The following is a 19,287-nucleotide window of genomic DNA, read 5'->3' on the forward strand; positions in this document are numbered from 1 at the left end:
TCCTGTCAGAGCAGGCGCCGCTGCGCCAGCTGTCTGGTGGCGTCGGCCAGTGCTTCGTACAGCGTGCCGGCCGCGCCATCCCAGGCCGCGACTGCCGCTTGCTGTCTGGCCACGGTGGCCAGGTCGCCGCGCGCAATCGGCCCGGTTAGCGCCTGTTCCGGGCCGAGCCGGAAAATGTTCGCCAGGGTCTCGGCAATCAAGGGTTGCGCCATCCGGCGCGCCAGCTCGGGTTCGATGCCGGCGGCGCTGTATGCCCGCAGCGCGGTATCGACGACCGTCGTCAGGTAATTGCAGGCAAACACCGACGCCGCGTGATACAGCGTCTTGGCATCGGCATCGAGCGCCACCGGCTGCGCACCGATCGCCAGCAAGGCCGGCTGCAGCATCTGCAGCGCGCGCGCATCGCCCTCGATCCCGCAAAAAGTGCCGGCAAACTGCTGCGCGACCATTTCGGGATCGGCAAAGCTGCGCACCGGATGCACGCTGGCCACCGCCGCCCCGCAAGCGATTGCCGCTGACAATGCTTGTGAGGACAGCGCGCCGCTGCAATGGAACACAATACTGTTCTGGCTCAGTAAGCCGCGGGCTGCCAGCGCCGCGCAGGCGGCAGCGATCCGGTCGTCCGGCACGCCCAGCAGCGTGACGTCGGCAATCCGCAGTGCCGCCATTTCGCTGCATGCAGCGCCGGCGCCGACGAAGGCCGCGGCGTCGGCGGCGCCGGCTTGGGAACGGGTCAGCACATCCTGCACCCGGAACAGGTTGTTGCGCCCAAGCAGGCGCCCCAGAACGCGCCCGACGCGGCCGCAGCCGACGATATTCAAAGTGGGCTTCAGATTGCCATTCATTTTCGCATCATTTATATACTGATATTGGTATCTTTAAGTATCGCTTGTAATCCGGCTGAAATCGCAGTAAATAATGCCATACTCCCGCCAATAATAATCAGGAGGCGTGGAAGGTGCGCAAGCCATCGAGGTCGACGATCTGGATGGCGCCGTAATCGACGCGCAGCAAGCCGGCTTTTTCCAGCACTTGCAAGGCCTGGTTGGCGCGCTGGCGCGAAGTGCCGGACAGGTAGCCGATTTCTTCCTGCGAAATCTGCAGCTGGCTGGCGCTGCCCGGGTACAGGTGCGGATTGAACATGCCGGCCAGGCAGCGCGCGACCCGCGCATCGACATCGAGCAGGCGGTCGTATTCGACGGTGGCGATGAATTGCCCGAGCCGCTCGTTGAGCTGCATCAGCAGGAACTGGGTAAACGGCAGGCTGTGATCGAGCAGCCAGCGAAACGTGCTGCCGGGCATGCGCGCGATCGTGCTGTCGCGCAGGGCCATCACGTCGTATTTGCGCGGCTCGTCCTTGAGCAGCGAGCCTTCGCCGAACCAGCCGCCGGTCGGGACACCGGTAAACGTCACCGACTTGCCGCTCGCCGACAGGGTGTTAATCTTTACCAGGCCGTCGATGACGCCGACCCAGGCATCGGTTTTTTCGCCCTTGCGGCAGACGAAGCCGCCGGCCGGCACCTGCTGCTCGATGATTTCGGTTTCCACATGCTGCATCTGCAGCGGAGTCAGGCACTGCGCCCAGATCGTCTGGTGTAGCGCATTCAAAAAGTTCGGGCGTGAGGTTGTCATGGTGCGTCGCAATATCGAAAGTCGCTAAATTGTCCTTGAAATGACAGCGGCATTACATCATGCCGCTTACTATCATCCCATAAATAAACGGTACGTTCCTTGTAGCGGATGCTGTAAGACCGACGTAAGCGTGCTGATCGAGACTGGCAGTGCGCACATACATAAAAGAGGTTGGACGATGGTGGAGACAACACACGGTCCGGGGGGCATGACGTTTCCCCGACTATTGCTGCAGCATGCGCAAACCCGGCCGGGCAAACCCGCTTACCGCGAAAAGGATCTGGGCATCTGGCAAAGCTGGAGCTGGTTGCAGGTCAATGAAGAGGTGCGTGCGCTGGCCTGCGGCCTGGCGGCGCAGGGTTTCCAGCGCGGCATGCACCTGGCGATCGTCGGCGACAACCGGCCGCGCCTGTACTGGGCGATGATTGCGGCGCAGTGCCTGGGCGGCATTGCGGTGCCGCTGTACCAGGATGCACCCGCCGCCGACATGGCGTATGTGCTCGACAATGCGGAAATCTCGTTCGTGGTGGTGGAAGACCAGGAGCAGGTCGACAAGCTGCTGGAGCTCAAGGCGCAATATCCTGGCGTGGCCCACATCGCTTTCGAGGACGAGCGCGGCATGCGCCATTACGCGCAGCCGGAGCTGATCTCCTACCGCAAGCTGCAGGATCTCGGGCGCGAGTTCGATCGCGCCCATCCGTCATTTTTTCCGGATGCCGTCAACGCCGGCCGGCCCGACGATGTGGCGGTCATGCTGTACACCTCCGGCACCACCGGCAAGCCGAAGGGCGTGTGCCAGACCCATGCGGCGCTGATCGCGGCGGCGGCCGGCGGCGCTTCGTTCGACCGCCTGACCGAGAACGAAGACATCCTGTCCTACCTGCCGATGGCCTGGGTCGGCGACAACCTGTTTTCGTATGCGCAGGCGCTGGTCACCGGCTTCACCGTGAATTGCCCGGAATCCGGCGAAACCGTTCTGACCGACCTGCGCGAAATCGGCCCGACCTATTATTTCGCGCCGCCGCGGGTGTTTGAAAACATGCTGACTTCGGTGATGATCCGGATGGAAGACGCCGGCGCCATCAAGCGCCGGATGTTCCATCATTTCATGGAGGTGGCGCGCCGGGTCGGAGTCGATATCCTCGACCGCAAGCCGGTCGGCATGCTGGAACGGCTGCAGTACGCGCTCGGCAATCTGTGCATTTACGGCCCGCTGAAAAACGTGCTGGGGCTGAGCCGGGTGCGGGTCGCGTACACCGCCGGCGCCGCCATCGGTCCCGACCTGTTCCGCTTTTATCGCTCGATCGGGGTCAACCTGAAGCAGTTGTACGGCGCCACCGAAACCTGCGCCTACGTCTGCCTGCAGCCGGACGGCAACATCAAGTTCGACAGCGTCGGCATGCCGGCGCCGGGGGTCGAGGTCAAGATCGCCGGGAACGGCGAAGTGCTGGTCAAATCGGCCGCGATGCTCAAGGAATACTACAAGCGCCCGGATGCCACGGCCGAGGTGATCGATGCGGAAGGTTACTTTCATACCGGCGACGCCGGCATCTTCGACGCCGAAGGCCATCTGAAGATCATCGACCGCGCGGCCGATGTCGGCAGGATGCACAAGGGCGACATCTTTGCCCCCAACTACATCGAAAACAAGCTCAAGTTCTTCCCCTTCATCAAGGAGGCGGTCGCCTTCGGCAGCGAGCGCGATACCGTGTGCGCGTTCATCAACGTCGACAGCACCGCGGTCGGCAACTGGCTGGAGCGGCGCGGCATTGCCTATTCCGGTTATGCCGACCTGGCCGGCAAGAAGGAAACCTACGACCTGATCAACGAATGCATCGAAAAGGTGAATGCCGACCTGGCCACCGAAGCGATGATGTCGGGCACCCAGATCCACCGTTTCCTGGTGCTGCACAAGGAGCTCGATCCGGACGACGACGAACTGACCCGTACCCGCAAGGTGCGACGCAAGTTCATCGCCGAAAAATACGCGGTGCTGATCGATGCCCTGTACAGCGGCAAGTCCAGCCAGTTCATCGAAACCTTGGTGAAATTCGAAGACGGCCGCCAGGGCAAAGTCAGTGCGGATTTGCAGATCCGTGACGCCAAGACCTTTCCGCCGCTGCATCAAGCGGCGTAAGCCAGAACCGGGACCACAAGCGTTATGACGACACAAAACAGCATCGCCAGCGGGCGCAGGATCGGCGAAGTGATTCTCGACCTGCAGGGCATTTCACTTTCGTTCGGCGGCGTCAAGGCGCTGACGAATATTTCCTTCGATGTCAAGCAGCACGAAATTCGCGCCATCATCGGCCCCAACGGCGCCGGCAAGAGTTCGATGCTGAACGTGATCAACGGCGTGTATCACCCGCAGCAGGGCGATATCGTGTTTCACGGCGAGCGCCGCCGCGAGATGGATCCGACCAAGGCCGCGCGCCAAGGCATCGCTCGCACCTTCCAGAACATCGCGCTGTTCAAGGGCATGTCGGTGCTGGACAACATCATGACCGGGCGCAATACCAAGATGCGCTCCGGCTTGCTGGCCAATGCGCTGTGGATAGGCCCGGCCCGCAATGAAGAAAACGCGCATCGCCAGAAGGTCGAGGAAGTGATCGACTTCCTGGAAATCCAGCACATCCGCAAGACCCCGGTCGGGCGCCTGCCCTACGGCCTGCAAAAACGGGTCGAGCTGGCGCGCGCGCTGGCCGCCGAGCCCAGCATGCTGCTGCTGGACGAGCCGATGGCCGGCATGAACGTGGAAGAAAAGCAGGACATGTGCCGCTTCATCCTGGATGTCAACGACCAGTTCGGCACCACCATCGTGCTGATCGAGCACGACATGGGGGTGGTGATGGATATTTCGGACCGCGTGGTGGTGCTCGACTACGGCAAGAAAATCGGCGACGGCACGCCGGATCAGGTCATGAGCAATCCTGAAGTGATCAAGGCTTACCTCGGCACCTCGCATTAAAGGCCATCGCGAACACGCCACACCACTGAATGAAAGCGCCATGGCCGCCCTCACCACCCCGACCCATCTCCCGCCTGCGGGAGATGGGAGCGAAGTGAGTCGCTATGCGCGTTTTAAGTTAAAGGGATAAAACGATGCAATTCTTTTTTGAAGTCACCATCAACGGACTGCTCTCGGGCCTGATGTATTCGCTGGTCGCGCTGGGCTTTGTGCTGATTTACAAGGCTTCCGGCGTATTCAATTTCGCCCAGGGCGCGATGGTGTATCTCGCGGCGCTGGCGGTGGTGGGCCTGATCGACCTGGGCCTGCCGATCTGGGCCGCCATCGTCGGCTCCTTCTGCGTGATGCTGGTGATGGGGCTGGCGACCGAGCGCTTCGTGCTGCGCAAGCTGGTCAACCAGCCGCCGATCACCCTGTTCATGGCCACCATCGGCCTGACTTTCTTCCTCGAAGGGCTGGGTCCGCTGCTGTTCGGCAGCGATGTGCGCGCGATCAATCTGGGCATCGTCGATGAGCCGATCGTCGCCATCATGGACAGCACCGGCCTGATCATTTCCAAATTCGACCTGTTTGCCTCCGGCACCGTGCTGCTGCTGGTCACCGTGCTAGCGCTGTTTTTCCAGAAAACAAAAATTGGCCGCGCATTGCGGGCGGTCGCCGACGACCATCAGGCTGCGCTGTCGCTGGGCATTCCGCTGCAGCACATCTGGGCCATCGTATGGGGCGTGGCGGGCTTCGTGGCGCTGGTGGCCGGCCTGCTTTGGGGCTCGCGCAACGGGGTCCAGTTCGCGCTTACCATGACCGCGCTGAAAGCGCTGCCGGTGCTGATCCTGGGCGGCTTTACCTCGGTGCCAGGGGCGATTGTCGGCGGCCTGATCATCGGCGCCTCCGAGAAGCTGGCGGAAATCTATATCCCGCCGGTGATGCAGGATATGTTCGGCGGCAACTTCGGCGGTATCGAAGGCTGGTTCCCGTATGTGTTCGCACTGATTTTTCTGCTGTTCCGGCCGGAAGGGCTGTTTGGAGAAAAGCACATCGACCGGGTCTGAGAACGGCCAGCAGTACGCTTGAAAACGCATAAAAACCATGCAGTACATATGCGCTGCACGCTAGGTGCAGCGCATTGATCAGGAGAAAAGCCCATGTTTTACCGTGAAACCGGCCAGTTCAAGACTTCGTATGTCGCCGACAGCCAGATCTTTCCGATTCGCCAGGACCGGATCGGCGTCGGCCTGTTGCTGGCGGTGGCATTTCTGCTGGTGCCGCTGGTGGCCAGCGAATACTGGTTTTCGGCCTTGCTGATCCCGTTCCTGGTGTTCGCGCTGGCGGCCCTGGGATTGAATATCCTGACCGGCTATTGCGGCCAGCTGTCGCTCGGCTCGGCCGCCTTCATGGCGGTGGGCGCGTATGCCGCCTACAACTTCCAGTTGCGCATCGAAGGCATGCCGATCCTGCTGTCGTTCGTGCTGGGCGGGCTTTCCGCGGCTGCGGTGGGCGTGCTGTTCGGCCTGCCGTCGCTGCGCATCAAGGGCTTCTATCTGGCGGTGGCAACGCTAGCCGCACAATTTTTCGTGGTATGGGTGCTGACCAAGTTTTCCTGGTTTTCGAACAACAGCTCGTCCGGCGTCATCGATGCGCAGAAGCTGGAAATGTTCGGCTATGCGATCGACACGCCGCTGCAGAAATATCTGTTCGTGCTGGTGATCGTCTCGGTGATGGCATTGCTGGCCAAAAATCTGGTCAGGTCTTCCACCGGGCGCGCCTGGATGGCGGTGCGCGACATGGATGTGGCCGCTGAAGTGATCGGCATTCCGCTGATGCGCACCAAGCTGCTGGCATTTGCGGTCAGCTCGTTCTATTGCGGCATGGCCGGTGCACTGTACGCATTCTGCTATCTGGGCTCGGTCGAGCCGGACGGCTTTTCTCTTGATTTATCGTTCAAGATTTTGTTCATGATCATTGTCGGCGGCGTCGGCAGCATCCTCGGCTCGTTTCTGGGCGCCGCCTTTATTTTGCTGCTGCCGATCTTTCTCGACAACCTGCTGCCGCCGCTGGCGACGCTGCTGCATCTGCCGTTTACCAACGCCAGCGTGTCGCACATCCAGATGATGGTGTTCGGCGGTCTGATCATTTTCTTCCTGATTGTCGAGCCGAACGGCCTGGCGCGGCTGTGGCAGATTGCCAAGGAAAAATTGCGCCTGTGGCCGTTCCCGCATTGATCCCGTTTCACCCCTGTATCACGTTTTACCCGTTTAAAAACATGAAGGAGACACGTATGAAATCCATGAAATCCATGCAGCCGATTAAGCAAGCCCTGCTGGCCGCTGCTGCGGCAGCTGCTTTGATGTTGCCGCTCGGCCAGGCGCTGGCACAGGCGAATGAACAGTTCATCGCCATGCCGAGCTATCGGGTCGGCCCGTACGGCGCCAACGGCCAGGCCTATTACGGCGGCATGATCGATTACATGAATTACGTCAACATCAAGGAAGGCGGCGTCAATGGCGTCAAGTTGACATGGGAAGAGTGCGAAACCGAGTACAACAATGCCAAGGGCGTCGAATGCTACGAGCGCCTGAAGGCCAAGGACCCGGTCGCGCACGGCACCGTATTCAACGTAATGGCGACCGGAATTACCTATGCGCTGATTGAAAAATCGGTCCAGGATAAAGTGCCGCTGCTGTTCCCCGGCTATGGCCGTACCGATGCGGTGGACGGCTCGGTGTTCCCGTATGCATTTCCGCTGGTGACCACGTACCAGATGCAGATTTCAGCCATCGTCAAGTATCTGGCCTCGAAAAACAATGGCTTGCTGGCCGGCAAGAAAATCGCCTACATGTATCACGATTCGGCCTACGGCAAGGAGCCGATCGTGGCGCTGGAAGCCGAAGCCGCGCTGGGCAAGTTCAAGGTAGTGCAGATTCCGGTTGCCCATCCCGGCAACGAGCAGGGCGCGCAGTGGCTGCGGATTCGCCAGGAAAACCCGGATTACGTGATTTTCTGGGGCTGGGGCGTGATGAACCAGACTGCAATGAAAGCGGCGCAGAAAGTCGGCTACCCGCGCGACCGGATGATCGGTTCCTGGTGGGCCGGTTCGGAAGAGGACACGGTGCCCGCCGGCGAAGCTGCCAAGGGCTACATGAGCGCAACCTGGAACGTGGCCGGTGACACGCCGCCCGCCATTGCCGGCATCAAGTCGGTGGTGTACGGCGCCAACAAGGGCAACATGCAGGACAAGAGCAAGGTCGGTTCGGTGCTGTACAACCGCGGCGTATCGATTGCAATCGTCACCGTGGAAGCGATCCGCAACGCGCAGGCCAAGTTCGGCAAGGGCAAGACCATCACCGGCGAGCAAATGCGCTGGTCGCTGGAAAACCTCAACCTCAACAATGCGCGCCTGCAGCAGCTCGGCGCCACTGGCTTGTTGCCTGAAATCAAAACTTCCTGCCAAAACCACGAAGGCTCCGGCAAGATCAAGATCCAGCAGTGGGACGGCAGCAAATGGGTCTTGGTTTCAGATTGGATCGAAGGCAACAAGAGCCTGATCCACCCGCTGTTCCAGGCGAGCGCCGCCAAGTATGCGAAAGAAAAAGGCATCACTCCGGGCTGCATGAAGTAATCCCGGGCTCTAAGCGGCCAGCCGGTCCGGCTGGCCGCGCATAGGCAATCAGAAGTAGGGTGCGCCATGCGCACCAATGCAGCCACAGACGGTAATGGTGCGCATGGCGCACCCTACTTCTAACCAGCGCAGCAAAAAGCACAGCAACAAGCGGAGTCGACATGAGCGCAGGACTAAGCATCAACAATATCGAAGTCATCTACAACCACGTGATCCTGGTCCTCAAGGGTGTGTCGCTGGAAGTGCCGGAAGGCAAGATCGTGGCCCTGCTGGGCGCCAACGGCGCCGGCAAGAGCACCACTCTGAAAGCCATTTCCAACCTGCTCTCGGCCGAGCGCGGCGACGTCACCAAGGGCAGCATCGAATACCGCGGCGAGCGGGTCGATCAGCTGACGCCGAACGACCTGGTCAAGCGCGGCGTGATCCAGGTGATGGAAGGCCGCCATTGCTTCGCCCATCTGTCGATCGAAGACAATCTGCTGACCGGCGCGTATACGCGCGACATCAGCCATGCCGAAGTGAAGCTCGAGCTGGACAAGATTTACGATTATTTCCCGCGCCTGAAGACCCGCCGCAAATCGCAGGCCGGCTACACCTCGGGCGGCGAGCAGCAAATGTGCGCGATCGGCCGCGCGATGATGGCAAAGCCGTCGATGATCCTGCTCGACGAGCCGTCGATGGGGCTGGCGCCGCAGATCGTCGAGGAGATTTTCGAGATCGTCAAGGACCTCAACAGCAAGGAGAAGGTGTCGTTCCTGCTGGCCGAACAGAACACCATGGTGGCGCTGCGCTACGCCGACTTCGGCTACATCCTGGAAAACGGCCGGGTCGTGATGGAAGGCCAGGCCGCCGATCTGGCCGCCAATGAAGACGTCAAGGAGTTCTATCTCGGCGTCTCCGGCGCCGGCCGCACCAGTTTTCGCGACATGAAGTTTTACCGCCGGCGCAAGCGCTGGCTGGCCTGACCGTCATCATGCCGGTCTGCCGGCATGATGCAATCGATGTCGTCTTTGCACCTCACCCCATTAGCGCTTTCGCACTTGAACAGGTTTTCCATGTCCCCATATCTCGACGCCCTTGAAACCCGCGCACCCGATGCGCGCGAACGCGAGCTGATGCTGCGCCTGCCGCAATTGATAGCGCTGGCGCAACAGGCACCCGGCTGGCGGCGCATCCTGGGCGACACGGTGGCCGCCGATATCAGTTCTCGCGCCGCGCTGGCGCAACTGCCGGTGACGCGCAAATCGGACCTGAAGGACTTGCAGCAGCAGGCGCTGCCATTCGGCGCGATGACCACCATAACGCCGGCCCGGATGCGCCACCTGTTCATGTCGCCGGGGCCGATATTCGACCCGGAAGGCCAGGGTCGGGATTGGTGGCGCTTTGCGCGGCCGCTGCATGCGCTCGGTCTGCGTTCGGGCCAGGCGGTGCAAAACTGCTTTTCCTACCATTTCACGCCGGCCGCCTTCATGGTCGAAGGCGCGGCCGCCCAGCTTGGCTGCCCGGTGATCCCGGCCGGCAGCGGGCAGACCGAAATGCAGGTCGAGGCAATGGCGGCGCTGCAGCCCGCCGCCTATGTCGGCACCCCGAGCTTTCTCAAGATCATCATCGAGAAGGCGCTGGAAATGGGCGCCGACATCAGCAGCATGCAACGCGCGCTGGTCAGCGCCGAAGCGCTGCCGCCATCGCTGCGCGCCTGGCTGCAACAGCATGGCGTGCCGCATGTGCTGCAGCTGTACGCCTCGGCCGACATCGGCAATATCGCCTACGAGACCGAAACCGACGGCCGGGTCAACCCCGGCATGGTGCTCGATGAAGACATCCTGCTGGAAATCGTGCGCCCCGGCACCGGCGATCCGGTGCCTGAAGGGGAAGTGGGCGAAGTCGTCGTCACTTCGTTCAACCCCGATTACCCGCTGATCCGCTTCGGCACCGGCGACCTGTCGGCGCTGCTGCCGGGCACTTCGCCGTGCGGCCGCACCAATACCCGCATCAAGGGCTGGATGGGGCGCGCCGACCAGACCACCAAGGTGCGCGCGATGTTCGTGCACCCGTCGCAAGTGGCACAGATAGTCAAGCGCCATCCGGAAATCGCCAAGGCGCGGCTGGTGATCTCCGGCGTGATGGCCAACGACATCATGACGCTGCACTGCGAAACTGCCGCCGAGCTATCCGGGGCGACGCTGCAAGCGATCGTCGACACCATCCGCGATGTCACCAAATTGCGCGGCCAGGTGCAGCCGGCGGCGATCGGCATGCTGCCCAACGACGGCATCGTGATCGAGGATGCGCGCAAGTACGAATGAATGGGTTGAAGCGGCGCGGCGGCTGGCGGATTTGGTGGCACAATGCCAGTCCCGTCATTGTTACCGCCAGCGAGATTACCGTATGCCGCATTCCCACACCCAACAGGCGCGCGAGTTGCTCGCCAGTTCCGAGCTGATTTTCGACGAAGCCGCAGTCCAGGCGGCAGTCGACCGGATCGCCCTCGACCTCAATGCGCGCTTCGACCGCGACGACAGCGCGCCGTTCCCGCTGGTGCTGGGCATCATGGGCGGCGCGGTGGTATTCACCGGCCAGCTGCTGACGCGCCTGACCTTCCCACTCGAATTCGACTACATCCACGTCACCCGCTACGGCAACCAGGACCAGGGCGGCCACATCGAATGGAAAGTCGAGCCGCGCGCCGATGTGCGCGGCCGCACCGTGATCGTGCTGGACGACATCCTCGACGAAGGCGAAACCCTGGCCCACGTCAAGCAGCGGCTGCTGGACATGGGCGCGCAGGAAGTGGTGCTGGCGGTATTCGCGGACAAGGACCTCGGCCGCGCCAAGCCGGTCGCGGCCGACTATGTCGGCCTGGTGCTGCCGAACAAGTTCGTGATCGGCTACGGCATGGATGCCTACGGCTACTGGCGCAACCTCGGCTGTATCCGGGCGCTGGCGCCGAAACCGTGACGCACCCGCTGGATGCAATGTTTTACATGGAGTATATGTAAAAATCCTGCCATTGCGACGCAATTTAATTGCGGCACTTTAAAATACGGCATCCAGTATATTTTCGGTGCAAATTCGTGCCGGGCGCCGGCTTCAGGCGCTTTTCTGGTCGCGCAACTGGCGCCGCAGAATCTTGCCGACATTGGTTTTCGGCAGTTCCGCGATGAATTCGATCTGCTTCGGGCGCTTGTAGCCGGTCAGCTGATGGCTGCAGTATTCCTTCAGCGCCTCGGCGCTCAGGGCCGGATTGCGCTTCACCACGAACAGCTTGACCGCCTCGCCCGAGTGCTGGTCCGGCAGGCCGATCACCGCGCATTCGAGCACGTCCGGATGGGCGCCGACCACTTCCTCGATTTCGTTCGGATACACGTTGAAGCCCGACACCAGGATCATGTCCTTCTTGCGGTCGACGATCCTGAAAAAGCCGCGCTGGTCCATGACGCCGACATCGCCGGTCTTGAAGTAGCCGTCCGGCGTCATCGCGTCCGCCGTCTCTTGCGGCCGCTGCCAGTAACCCTGCATCACTTGCGGCCCGCGCAACGCGATTTCGCCGGGCTCGCCGGCCGCCGCGTCAGCGCCGTCGTCGTCCAGCAGCCGCACTTCGACGCCCGGCATCGGCATGCCGATGGTGCCGCTGTGCTTGGCCAGCGTGGCCGGGTTGCAGATCACCGCGGACGCGGTTTCCGACAGGCCGTAGCCTTCGGCGATCGGGCAGCCGGTGATTTTCAGCCATTTTTGCGCCACCGATTCGTGCACCGAAGTGCCGCCGCCGACCGACATCGACAGTTGCGAGAAATCGAGCCTGGCGAACTCGGCGTTGTCGGCCAGCGCATTGAACAGGGTGTTGACCGCCGGGAAAAACTGCAGCGGATATTTTGACAAAGTCTTGACCGTGGCAGGAATGTCGCGTGGGTTCGGGATCAGCACCACCAGGCCGCCGGTGCGCATGCCGAGCAGGCCGCAGGTGACGAAGGCGAACACGTGGTACAGCGGCAGCGCGCAAATCAGCGTCAGCTGGCCGTCGATCGGCTTGCGGTCCAGGCCGTGCTGCATCCAGGCCTGGGTCGACAGCAGGTTGGCCAGGATGCAGCCGTGCAGCAGCGTCGCGCCTTTCGATACGCCGGTGGTGCCGCCGGTGTATTGCAGCACGGCGACGTCGCTGACCTTGATATCAGGCCGCTGCAGCGCCAAGGTGCGGCCCAGCCTGATCGCATCGTTGAAGCGCACCGCGCCCGGCAGCGCATAGGCCGGCACCATTTTCTTGCGCTTGCGCACCACGTAATTGACGATGCGGCCCTTGATGGTGCCGAGCATGTCGCCCATGCTGGCCAGCAGGATATGCCTGACCGGCACATGCTGGAGCGTTTCCTCTAATGTGCTGGCAAAATTCTCCAGGATGATGATCGCCTGCACATCGGCGTCGCGCAACTGGTGCTCCAGCTCGCGCGGGGTGTACAGCGGATTGACGTTGACGACGATGAAGCCGGCGCGCAGGATCGCCGCCACCGCGACCGGGTATTGCAGCACGTTGGGCAGCATCACCGCGACCCGGTCGTTGCGCTGCAGGCCGCGTGACTGCAGCCAGGCGCCCAGCGCGGTCGAGAGGATGTCGATGTCGCCGTACGTGATCGCCTTGTCCATGCAGACGTAAGCAGGGCGCTCCTTATACAGACGGAAGCTTTCTTCCAGCAGCGCCACGATGGAGCTGTACTGGTTGATGTCGATGGTGGCGGGAACGCCGGCCGGATAGTACTGCAGCCACGGGCTGTTGTTCATGTGTATTCCTTGCGCTAGGGGGTTGCCTGGGCGATGTGTCCTGTTGCGTCAGGCCGGTCGGGCGACTTGTTCTCGGACTGAGCCGGAAGCAAGCACACCGGCATTTTAGCCGCACAAAGGGCGTTGCGGACGTCGCCGGAAAATATTTTTGACCGATCGTGCTATTTTTATTCGGAGCGAACCGGCGGGGACTTGCCTTTTCGCGGGTTTTGCAGTGAGAATTCAAAGTTAGGCAGGAGGGGAAAACTCAATTTGGCTGAGCTTTTCCGCTCTACATGCTTTTTCGCCTTACGGCGCTGGGTGGCTTTTCGTGTAGGGCCGGTGGAATGAGAAGTTAGAATCCATCATATCTGCACTTCGCCTTTCAACGAGTTAATGAAATGTCGAGCTCCTATTGCACTTTCATCGAGTTTTTTTAGAAGTAAATGCGTTCGGAGTAGGAATGCAAAAGCTTCAAGGTTTTCGATTACATTGAGTGATGCTGATAGATCAACTTCGAATGTCTTCTTGTAACCTGATGCATCTTCCTCTAGATGTAACGTGAGCTTTGGTCCTTCTTGAGTGAATTCGGTTGAAACGCTGCCACCATTACTAATCTTCATGCTGAGTTGAGCTCCGAACCCAAGTGCAGGAATAGTGGCTTCTATGACGTTTACAAAAGCAGCGACAAGATCAAAGTACACCTCGACGTCTTCAATCTTTGGGACCTCATAATGATGTTCTAGTCGATTTCTGAATGTATTAAGCTTTTCAATGGATCTCGATCGAAATATGCCAGCTTTCTTTAGAAGACCGAGCTTCCTATCAACACCAAGTCGCTTCTCTCGATAAAGATTATCTAAATTCAAAGCGCACAAGAGGAAGTCAAGCTGACAGTCAACTGCACGTTTGAGATTGGACGTTGCATTGACAAGGCTATGCGACGAGCTAATGGTCCTCAAATCGCGCTCTGCGAATTCAACGAAATCTCTCGGCAATAGCTCGAAATAAGGGAGGTTGATTTCGCCACCCATCCCACCGTCACCTTCAAGTTCTTCAACATATTTTTCAAAGAACGCGACAATTTCTTTTTCCATGGCTACCTGAAGAGAGTTAACGAGATTTAATTTCTATTTTGCAAATATATCCGACCAAATTTCAATGGGCAATGCGTTTCGAATCCTTTGAAATCCTTTTAGCGATAGTGTGCGGCACATCCAACAAAAAACCCGGAACCAGTCCGGGCTTTCGTGTGGCGATTTGGCTGCCTACATATTCCGCCGGTACTGCCCCCCCACCTCGAACAGCGCGGTGGTGATCTGCCCCAGCGAGCAGACCCGCACCGCTTCCATCAATTTCTCGAACACGTTTTCATTGTTGATCGCCGCCTGCTGCAGCACAGCCAAGGCTTGCGGGGCTTCCGCCGCGTGGCGGGCCTGGAAATCGGCCAGGCGGTTCAGCTGCGACTGCTTTTCGGCGTCGGTCGAGCGCGCCAGCTCTATCTTCTGCGGCGCCTGGTGCTGGTGCGGGTTGCGGAAGGTGTTGACGCCGACGATCGGCAGCGTGCCGTCGTGCTTCATGTGCTCGTAGTGCATCGATTCTTCCTGGATCTTGCCGCGCTGGTAGCCGGTTTCCATCGCGCCGAGCACGCCGCCGCGTTCGGCGATCCGTTCGAACTCCTGCAGCACCGCTTCTTCCACCAGGTCGGTCAGTTCCTCGATGATGAAGCTGCCCTGGATCGGGTTTTCGTTCTTGGCCAGGCCCCATTCGCGGTTGATGATCAGCTGGATCGCCAGCGCCCGGCGCACCGAATCGTCGGTCGGGGTGGTGATCGCCTCATCGTAGGCGTTGGTGTGCAGGCTGTTGCAGTTGTCGTAGATCGCGATCAGCGCCTGCAGCGTGGTGCGGATGTCGTTGAAGTCGATTTCCTGCGCGTGCAGCGAGCGGCCTGAAGTCTGGATATGGTATTTCAGCTTCTGGCTGCGGTCGTTGGCGCCGTACTTGTCGCGCATCGCGACAGCCCACAGGCGGCGCGCGACCCGGCCCAGCACCGTGTATTCCGGGTCCATCCCGTTGGAAAAGAAGAACGACAGGTTCGGCGCGAAATCGTCGATGTGCATGCCGCGCGCCAGATAGGCTTCGACGAAGGTGAAGCCGTTCGACAGCGTGAATGCCAGCTGCGAGATCGGATTCGCGCCGGCTTCGGCGATGTGGTAGCCGGAGATCGACACCGAGTAGAAATTGCGCACCTGGTGGTGGACGAAGTATTCCTGGATGTCGCCCATCACCTTCAGGCTGAATTCGGTCGAGAAGATGCAGGTGTTCTGGCCCTGGTCTTCCTTCAGGATGTCGGCCTGCACGGTGCCGCGCACGTTCATCAGCACCCATGCCCTGATCTTGGCGGCTTCGTCGGCGGTCGCGTCGCGCTTGTTGTCGGCGCGGAATTTTTCCAGCTGCTGGTCGATCGCCGCGTTCATGAACATCGCCAGTATCGTCGGAGCCGGGCCGTTGATGGTCATCGAGACCGAGGTGGTCGGGCTGCACAGGTCGAAACCGTCGTACAGCACCTTCATGTCGTCGAGCGTCGCGATCGAGACGCCGGAGTTGCCGACCTTGCCGTAGATGTCGGGCCGGATGGCCGGGTCGGCGCCGTACAGCGTGACCGAGTCGAAGGCGGTCGACAGGCGTTTCGCGTCCATGCCTTCGGACACCAGCTTGAAGCGGCGGTTGGTGCGAAACGGGTCGCCTTCGCCGGCGAACATGCGGGTCGGGTCTTCGTTTTCGCGCTTGAAGGCGAACACGCCGGCGGTAAACGGAAACGAGCCGGGCACGTTTTCCAGCATCAGCCAGCGCAGGATTTCGCCGTGGTCCTCGAACCGCGGCAGCGCGACCTTGCGGATCTTGGTGCCGGACAGCGTGCGGGAAACCAGCTGGGTGCGGATTTCCTTGTCGCGGATCTTCACCACATATTCATCGCCCGCATACGATTTCTGCATGTCGGGCCACATCGTCAGCAGCTTCTTGCTGCCGCCGTCGAGCTTGTTCTCACGTTCGGCGATCAGCTCGTCGAAGTCGGCGCCCTTGCCGGCCGCAGCCAGCATGCGTTTGCTTTCCTGCAGCTGCTGCCGCTCGCGCGCCAGCGTCACCTGCTTGCGGGTGAATTTGTGATAGCCGCGCAGGGTGTCGGCGATTTCCGCCAGATAGCGGCTGCGCGCCGGCGGCACGATCACGTTCTTGCCGCTGGAGAACTTTGCGGCGACTGGGGCCAGCTGGCTGGCGCTGGCTTTCAGGCCGGCGGCGATCAGTTTCGGCAGCAAGCCCTGGTACAGCGCGGTCACGCCGTCGTCGTTGAAGCGCGACGCCTGGGTGCCGTACACCGGCATCTCGTCCGGTTTTTGCGCGAACAGTTCGCGGTTGCGCTGGTATTGCTTGGCGACATCGCGCAGCGCGTCTTGCGAACCCTTGCGGTCGAACTTGTTGATCGCGATGAAATCGGCGAAATCGAGCATGTCGATTTTTTCGAGCTGCGAGGCGGCGCCGAACTCCGGCGTCATCACGTACATGCTGACATCGACCAGCGGCACGATGGCGGCGTCGCCCTGGCCGATGCCGGAGGTTTCGACGATCACCAGGTCGAAGCCGGCCACCTTGCAGGCGGCGATCACGTCCGGCAATGCCTGCGAGATTTCGGAGCCGGCTTCGCGCGTGGCCAGCGAGCGCATATAAACACGCAACTGCGCCCGCTCCGGCGGGCCCCACGGATTGATCGCGTTCATGCGGATGCGGTCGCCCAGCAGCGCGCCGCCGGACTTGCGGCGCGACGGGTCGATCGAGATCAGCGCGATATTCAGTGCGTCGCCCTGGTCGAGCCGGATGCGCCGGATCAGCTCGTCGGTCAGCGACGACTTGCCGGCGCCGCCGGTGCCGGTGATGCCCAGCGTCGGGGTTTTGAGCGCGGCCGCAGCCTGGTGCAGCTGCGTCTTCAGCTTGGCGCCGGCCTTGCCATTTTCCAGCGCGGTGATCAGTTGCGCCAGCGGTCGGTGCCTGGCGGCAATGTCGCCGCCTTGCAGCGCAGCCAGTTCGGTCGGTGCAAAGCCCGACAGGTCGACGTCGCAAGCCTGGATCATCGCCAGGATCATGCCGACCAGCCCCATGTGCTGGCCGTCTTCCGGGCTGAAGATGCGGGTCACGCCGTACGCGTGCAGATCATTAATTTCTTCCGGCACGATCACGCCGCCGCCGCCGCCGAACACCTTGATGTGCGCGCCGCCGCGTTCGCGCAGCAGGTCGATCATGTATTTGAAGTATTCGACGTGGCCGCCCTGGTAGCTGGAAATGGCGATGCCCTGCGCGTCTTCCTGCAGCGCGGCGGTGACGATTTCGTCGACCGAGCGGTTGTGCCCGAGGTGGATCACTTCCGCGCCGTTGGCCATCAGGATGCGGCGCATGATGTTGATCGACGCGTCGTGGCCGTCGAACAGCGAAGCCGCGGTGACGAAGCGCACTTTATTGGCGGGTTTGTAGTCGGTCAGCTTGTCGGCGATGGACAGGTCGGTCATGAAGGTCTCCGGAGTGGCGGGATGGTGCGCATTCTTCCATGACGTTTACGTAAACGTCACGAAAAATTGAGTATAGCGCGAAAAAAACAGTTTAAATGTCATTCCGATGCCAGTCTTTTCAGGCCATCGCTTGTGCATCCCCGGGCGCCGGTAACCCGCAGCGGCCTGGTCTGGGAAAAATATGAATGTCGCTATGAAAATGATGGCGGCCCTGCATTGTCGCTACCGTTTCAGGATGTGCGCGCCCAGCCATTGCCCGCTGCGGCATAGCCGGTCGGTGACGTCGAGCACCAGTTGCCGAATCGCTGCTGCGGCGTTGGTGAGCGGAATTTTTTTCGACCCGCACAGGGTCAGCGTGCGCGAGACGGCGGGGCTGGATATCGGATAGGCGCGCATCGTGCCGCGCTCGATTTCGGACAGGACCGGTGCGGTCGGCAGGATGGTCGCGCCCAGATCGGCCAGGATCGCCGACTTCAGGATCGCCACCGAATTTATCTCGATCACCTGCTCGATCGACAGGCCGGCGCTGCGGGCGATCTGCTCGATGCGCGGGCGTACGCCATGCTGATGCCCGGGCAGGATCAGCGGCGTTCGGGCGACCTGCGCCAGCGTGACGGAGCCTCCGGCAACGGCGAAGGCGGAATCGCTGCGGGTGATGTACATCATGTCTTCCTCCACCAGCGGCGTGCTGGCGAAGGCGCCCAGCTGGCCGTCGTCGAACAGCACCGCCAGATTGATGCGGCCCGACTTCAGCTGCTCGATCAGGTTGCCGGACAATTCCTCGGTCAGCTGCAGCTCGATTTCGGGATAGGCCGCGCGCACGGCGGTTAGTATCGGCAGCGCCAGCGCGCCGGACACGCTTTGCGGCAGACCGAGCGCAACCGTGCCAGCCGGCGTGTGCAGCGACTGGTTCACCGCCGATCTGGCATCCTCGACCTGCTTCAGGATTGCTTGCGCGTGTTCGTAGAAGGTCTTGCCGGCGTCGGTCGACAGCACCCCTTGCGAGGAGCGGTGCAGCAGTTGCGCCCCCAGTTCGTCCTCCAGCTGGCGCAATTGCTGGGTCAGCGCCGGCTGGGCGATGTGCAGCACGCGCGCCGCGCGCGACAGCGAGCCGTGATCGACGATGGCGACGAAGTAACGCAGCTGGCGCAATTCCATGGGAGCAGTGCCTCTTAGGCGGCCGGTTTGAGCGCCTTGCGCTCGATGCTGGACGACAGGATCAGCGAGGTCGAAGTCACGCCGCAGCAGGCCAGCTTCTGGATCACCGCTTCCAGTTCGGCCACCGATTTGGCGACTACCTTGACGATGTTGCAGTCGTCGCCGGTAATCGAGTGGCATTCGACGATCTCCGGCACCCGGGCGGCGACATCCGCCACCGGGTGGTCGTGGTTGCGGTTGGCGACCCGGACGAAGGCGATGATGCCGTAGCCGAGCGCGGCCGGATTGACCTTCGCATGGTAGCCGCTGATGACGTTTGCCGCTTCCATGCGCTTGACCCGTTCGGCCACCGCCGGCTGGCTCAGGTGGACCCGGCGGCCGATTTCGGTCAGCGTGGTGCGGGCGTCAGCCTGCAATAGATCGAGGATTTTGCCATCCATCGCGTCGAATTCGATTCCCATCATAAATCCGTGATATTTCAATGAAAACAAATGTAATCTAGACAATCTACCTTGAATTGTCTATTCAAATCCGCTTTTGACGGGCTTACAATGTATTTCTGTCGGGCGTTGCCGAAACGGCCGCCGCAATCTTACTTTGGG

At 61.2% G+C, this 19,287-nt stretch carries 15 protein-coding genes; 8 read left to right on the forward strand and 7 right to left on the reverse strand.

Translation table 11 applies throughout. From position 1 onward, the window contains the following. Positions 1–5 precede the first annotated feature (5 nt). Together HMCN_RS0101570 and HMCN_RS0101575 are read right to left on the reverse strand one after the other, a co-directional pair. Entirely contained in the window at positions 6–845 is an 840-nt protein-coding gene (locus tag HMCN_RS0101570) for a Rossmann-like and DUF2520 domain-containing protein (protein WP_035625292.1), read from the reverse strand. Between the two features lie 97 nt (positions 846–942). Next, the gene (locus HMCN_RS0101575) at positions 943–1,632 is read right to left on the reverse strand and encodes a Crp/Fnr family transcriptional regulator (RefSeq protein WP_025915721.1); all 690 of its coding nucleotides are present in this window, start codon (positions 1,630–1,632) and stop codon (positions 943–945) included. Positions 1,633–1,810: 178 nt separating this feature from the next. Here HMCN_RS0101575 and HMCN_RS0101580 point away from each other — a divergent pair, with 178 nt between their 5' ends. From HMCN_RS0101580 to HMCN_RS0101615, 8 genes are all read left to right on the forward strand, one after another. Continuing rightward, positions 1,811–3,769 carry an AMP-binding protein gene (locus HMCN_RS0101580; protein ID WP_081801365.1) on the forward strand — a complete coding sequence of 653 codons (1,959 nt, stop codon included), beginning with the start codon at positions 1,811–1,813 and terminating at the stop codon, positions 3,767–3,769. 24 nt (positions 3,770–3,793) lie between these two features. Next, on the forward strand, positions 3,794–4,600 hold the full coding sequence (locus HMCN_RS0101585) for an ABC transporter ATP-binding protein (protein WP_025915723.1): 807 nt from the start codon (positions 3,794–3,796) through the stop codon (positions 4,598–4,600). A gap of 134 nt (positions 4,601–4,734) precedes the next feature. Further along, entirely contained in the window at positions 4,735–5,649 is a 915-nt protein-coding gene (locus tag HMCN_RS0101590) for a branched-chain amino acid ABC transporter permease (RefSeq protein WP_025915724.1), read from the forward strand. A gap of 93 nt (positions 5,650–5,742) precedes the next feature. Next, the gene (locus HMCN_RS0101595) at positions 5,743–6,819 is read left to right on the forward strand and encodes a branched-chain amino acid ABC transporter permease (protein WP_025915725.1); all 1,077 of its coding nucleotides are present in this window, start codon (positions 5,743–5,745) and stop codon (positions 6,817–6,819) included. 74 nt (positions 6,820–6,893) lie between these two features. Continuing rightward, on the forward strand, positions 6,894–8,216 hold the full coding sequence (locus HMCN_RS0101600; protein ID WP_035625341.1) for an ABC transporter substrate-binding protein: 1,323 nt from the start codon (positions 6,894–6,896) through the stop codon (positions 8,214–8,216). Between the two features lie 161 nt (positions 8,217–8,377). Continuing rightward, positions 8,378–9,181 carry an ABC transporter ATP-binding protein gene (locus tag HMCN_RS0101605; RefSeq protein WP_025915727.1) on the forward strand — a complete coding sequence of 268 codons (804 nt, stop codon included), beginning with the start codon at positions 8,378–8,380 and terminating at the stop codon, positions 9,179–9,181. 90 nt (positions 9,182–9,271) lie between these two features. Then, on the forward strand, positions 9,272–10,522 hold the full coding sequence (locus HMCN_RS0101610; protein ID WP_025915728.1) for a phenylacetate--CoA ligase family protein: 1,251 nt from the start codon (positions 9,272–9,274) through the stop codon (positions 10,520–10,522). 82 nt (positions 10,523–10,604) lie between these two features. Further along, positions 10,605–11,174 carry a hypoxanthine-guanine phosphoribosyltransferase gene (locus HMCN_RS0101615; protein ID WP_025915729.1) on the forward strand — a complete coding sequence of 190 codons (570 nt, stop codon included), beginning with the start codon at positions 10,605–10,607 and terminating at the stop codon, positions 11,172–11,174. Positions 11,175–11,306: 132 nt separating this feature from the next. Here HMCN_RS0101615 and HMCN_RS0101620 read toward each other — a convergent pair whose 3' ends face one another. The 5 genes from HMCN_RS0101620 to HMCN_RS0101640 form a co-directional block, all read right to left on the reverse strand. Further along, positions 11,307–12,989, reverse strand: a complete 1,683-nt coding sequence (locus tag HMCN_RS0101620) for a long-chain-fatty-acid--CoA ligase (RefSeq protein WP_025915730.1) — start codon at positions 12,987–12,989, stop codon at positions 11,307–11,309. A gap of 344 nt (positions 12,990–13,333) precedes the next feature. Then, the gene (locus tag HMCN_RS18115; protein ID WP_025915731.1) at positions 13,334–14,065 is read right to left on the reverse strand and encodes a hypothetical protein; all 732 of its coding nucleotides are present in this window, start codon (positions 14,063–14,065) and stop codon (positions 13,334–13,336) included. Positions 14,066–14,236: 171 nt separating this feature from the next. Next, on the reverse strand, positions 14,237–17,527 hold the full coding sequence (icmF, locus tag HMCN_RS0101630) for a fused isobutyryl-CoA mutase/GTPase IcmF (RefSeq protein WP_025915732.1): 3,291 nt from the start codon (positions 17,525–17,527) through the stop codon (positions 14,237–14,239). A gap of 222 nt (positions 17,528–17,749) precedes the next feature. Then, the gene (locus HMCN_RS0101635) at positions 17,750–18,685 is read right to left on the reverse strand and encodes a LysR substrate-binding domain-containing protein (protein WP_025915733.1); all 936 of its coding nucleotides are present in this window, start codon (positions 18,683–18,685) and stop codon (positions 17,750–17,752) included. Between the two features lie 14 nt (positions 18,686–18,699). Then, on the reverse strand, positions 18,700–19,149 hold the full coding sequence (locus HMCN_RS0101640; RefSeq protein ID WP_155837312.1) for an Lrp/AsnC family transcriptional regulator: 450 nt from the start codon (positions 19,147–19,149) through the stop codon (positions 18,700–18,702). Between the last annotated feature and the right edge of the window lie 138 nt (positions 19,150–19,287).

Source organism: Herminiimonas sp. CN (assembly GCF_000622895.1).
Classification (GTDB): domain Bacteria; phylum Pseudomonadota; class Gammaproteobacteria; order Burkholderiales; family Burkholderiaceae_D; genus AVCC01.

What these genes read in the sequence shown, in the direction of transcription:
- HMCN_RS0101570 (WP_035625292.1), bottom strand. Translation starts at nt 845, where the DNA reads ATGAATGGCAATCTGAAGCCCACTTTGAATATCGTCGGCTGCGGCCGC.
- HMCN_RS0101575 (WP_025915721.1), bottom strand. Translation starts at nt 1,632, where the DNA reads ATGACAACCTCACGCCCGAACTTTTTGAATGCGCTACACCAGACGATC.
- HMCN_RS0101580 (WP_081801365.1), top strand. Translation starts at nt 1,811, where the DNA reads ATGGTGGAGACAACACACGGTCCGGGGGGCATGACGTTTCCCCGACTA.
- HMCN_RS0101585 (WP_025915723.1), top strand. Translation starts at nt 3,794, where the DNA reads ATGACGACACAAAACAGCATCGCCAGCGGGCGCAGGATCGGCGAAGTG.
- HMCN_RS0101590 (WP_025915724.1), top strand. Translation starts at nt 4,735, where the DNA reads ATGCAATTCTTTTTTGAAGTCACCATCAACGGACTGCTCTCGGGCCTG.
- HMCN_RS0101595 (WP_025915725.1), top strand. Translation starts at nt 5,743, where the DNA reads ATGTTTTACCGTGAAACCGGCCAGTTCAAGACTTCGTATGTCGCCGAC.
- HMCN_RS0101600 (WP_035625341.1), top strand. Translation starts at nt 6,894, where the DNA reads ATGCAGCCGATTAAGCAAGCCCTGCTGGCCGCTGCTGCGGCAGCTGCT.
- HMCN_RS0101605 (WP_025915727.1), top strand. Translation starts at nt 8,378, where the DNA reads ATGAGCGCAGGACTAAGCATCAACAATATCGAAGTCATCTACAACCAC.
- HMCN_RS0101610 (WP_025915728.1), top strand. Translation starts at nt 9,272, where the DNA reads ATGTCCCCATATCTCGACGCCCTTGAAACCCGCGCACCCGATGCGCGC.
- HMCN_RS0101615 (WP_025915729.1), top strand. Translation starts at nt 10,605, where the DNA reads ATGCCGCATTCCCACACCCAACAGGCGCGCGAGTTGCTCGCCAGTTCC.
- HMCN_RS0101620 (WP_025915730.1), bottom strand. Translation starts at nt 12,989, where the DNA reads ATGAACAACAGCCCGTGGCTGCAGTACTATCCGGCCGGCGTTCCCGCC.
- HMCN_RS18115 (WP_025915731.1), bottom strand. Translation starts at nt 14,065, where the DNA reads ATGGAAAAAGAAATTGTCGCGTTCTTTGAAAAATATGTTGAAGAACTT.
- icmF (WP_025915732.1), bottom strand. Translation starts at nt 17,527, where the DNA reads ATGACCGACCTGTCCATCGCCGACAAGCTGACCGACTACAAACCCGCC.
- HMCN_RS0101635 (WP_025915733.1), bottom strand. Translation starts at nt 18,685, where the DNA reads ATGGAATTGCGCCAGCTGCGTTACTTCGTCGCCATCGTCGATCACGGC.
- HMCN_RS0101640 (WP_155837312.1), bottom strand. Translation starts at nt 19,149, where the DNA reads ATGATGGGAATCGAATTCGACGCGATGGATGGCAAAATCCTCGATCTA.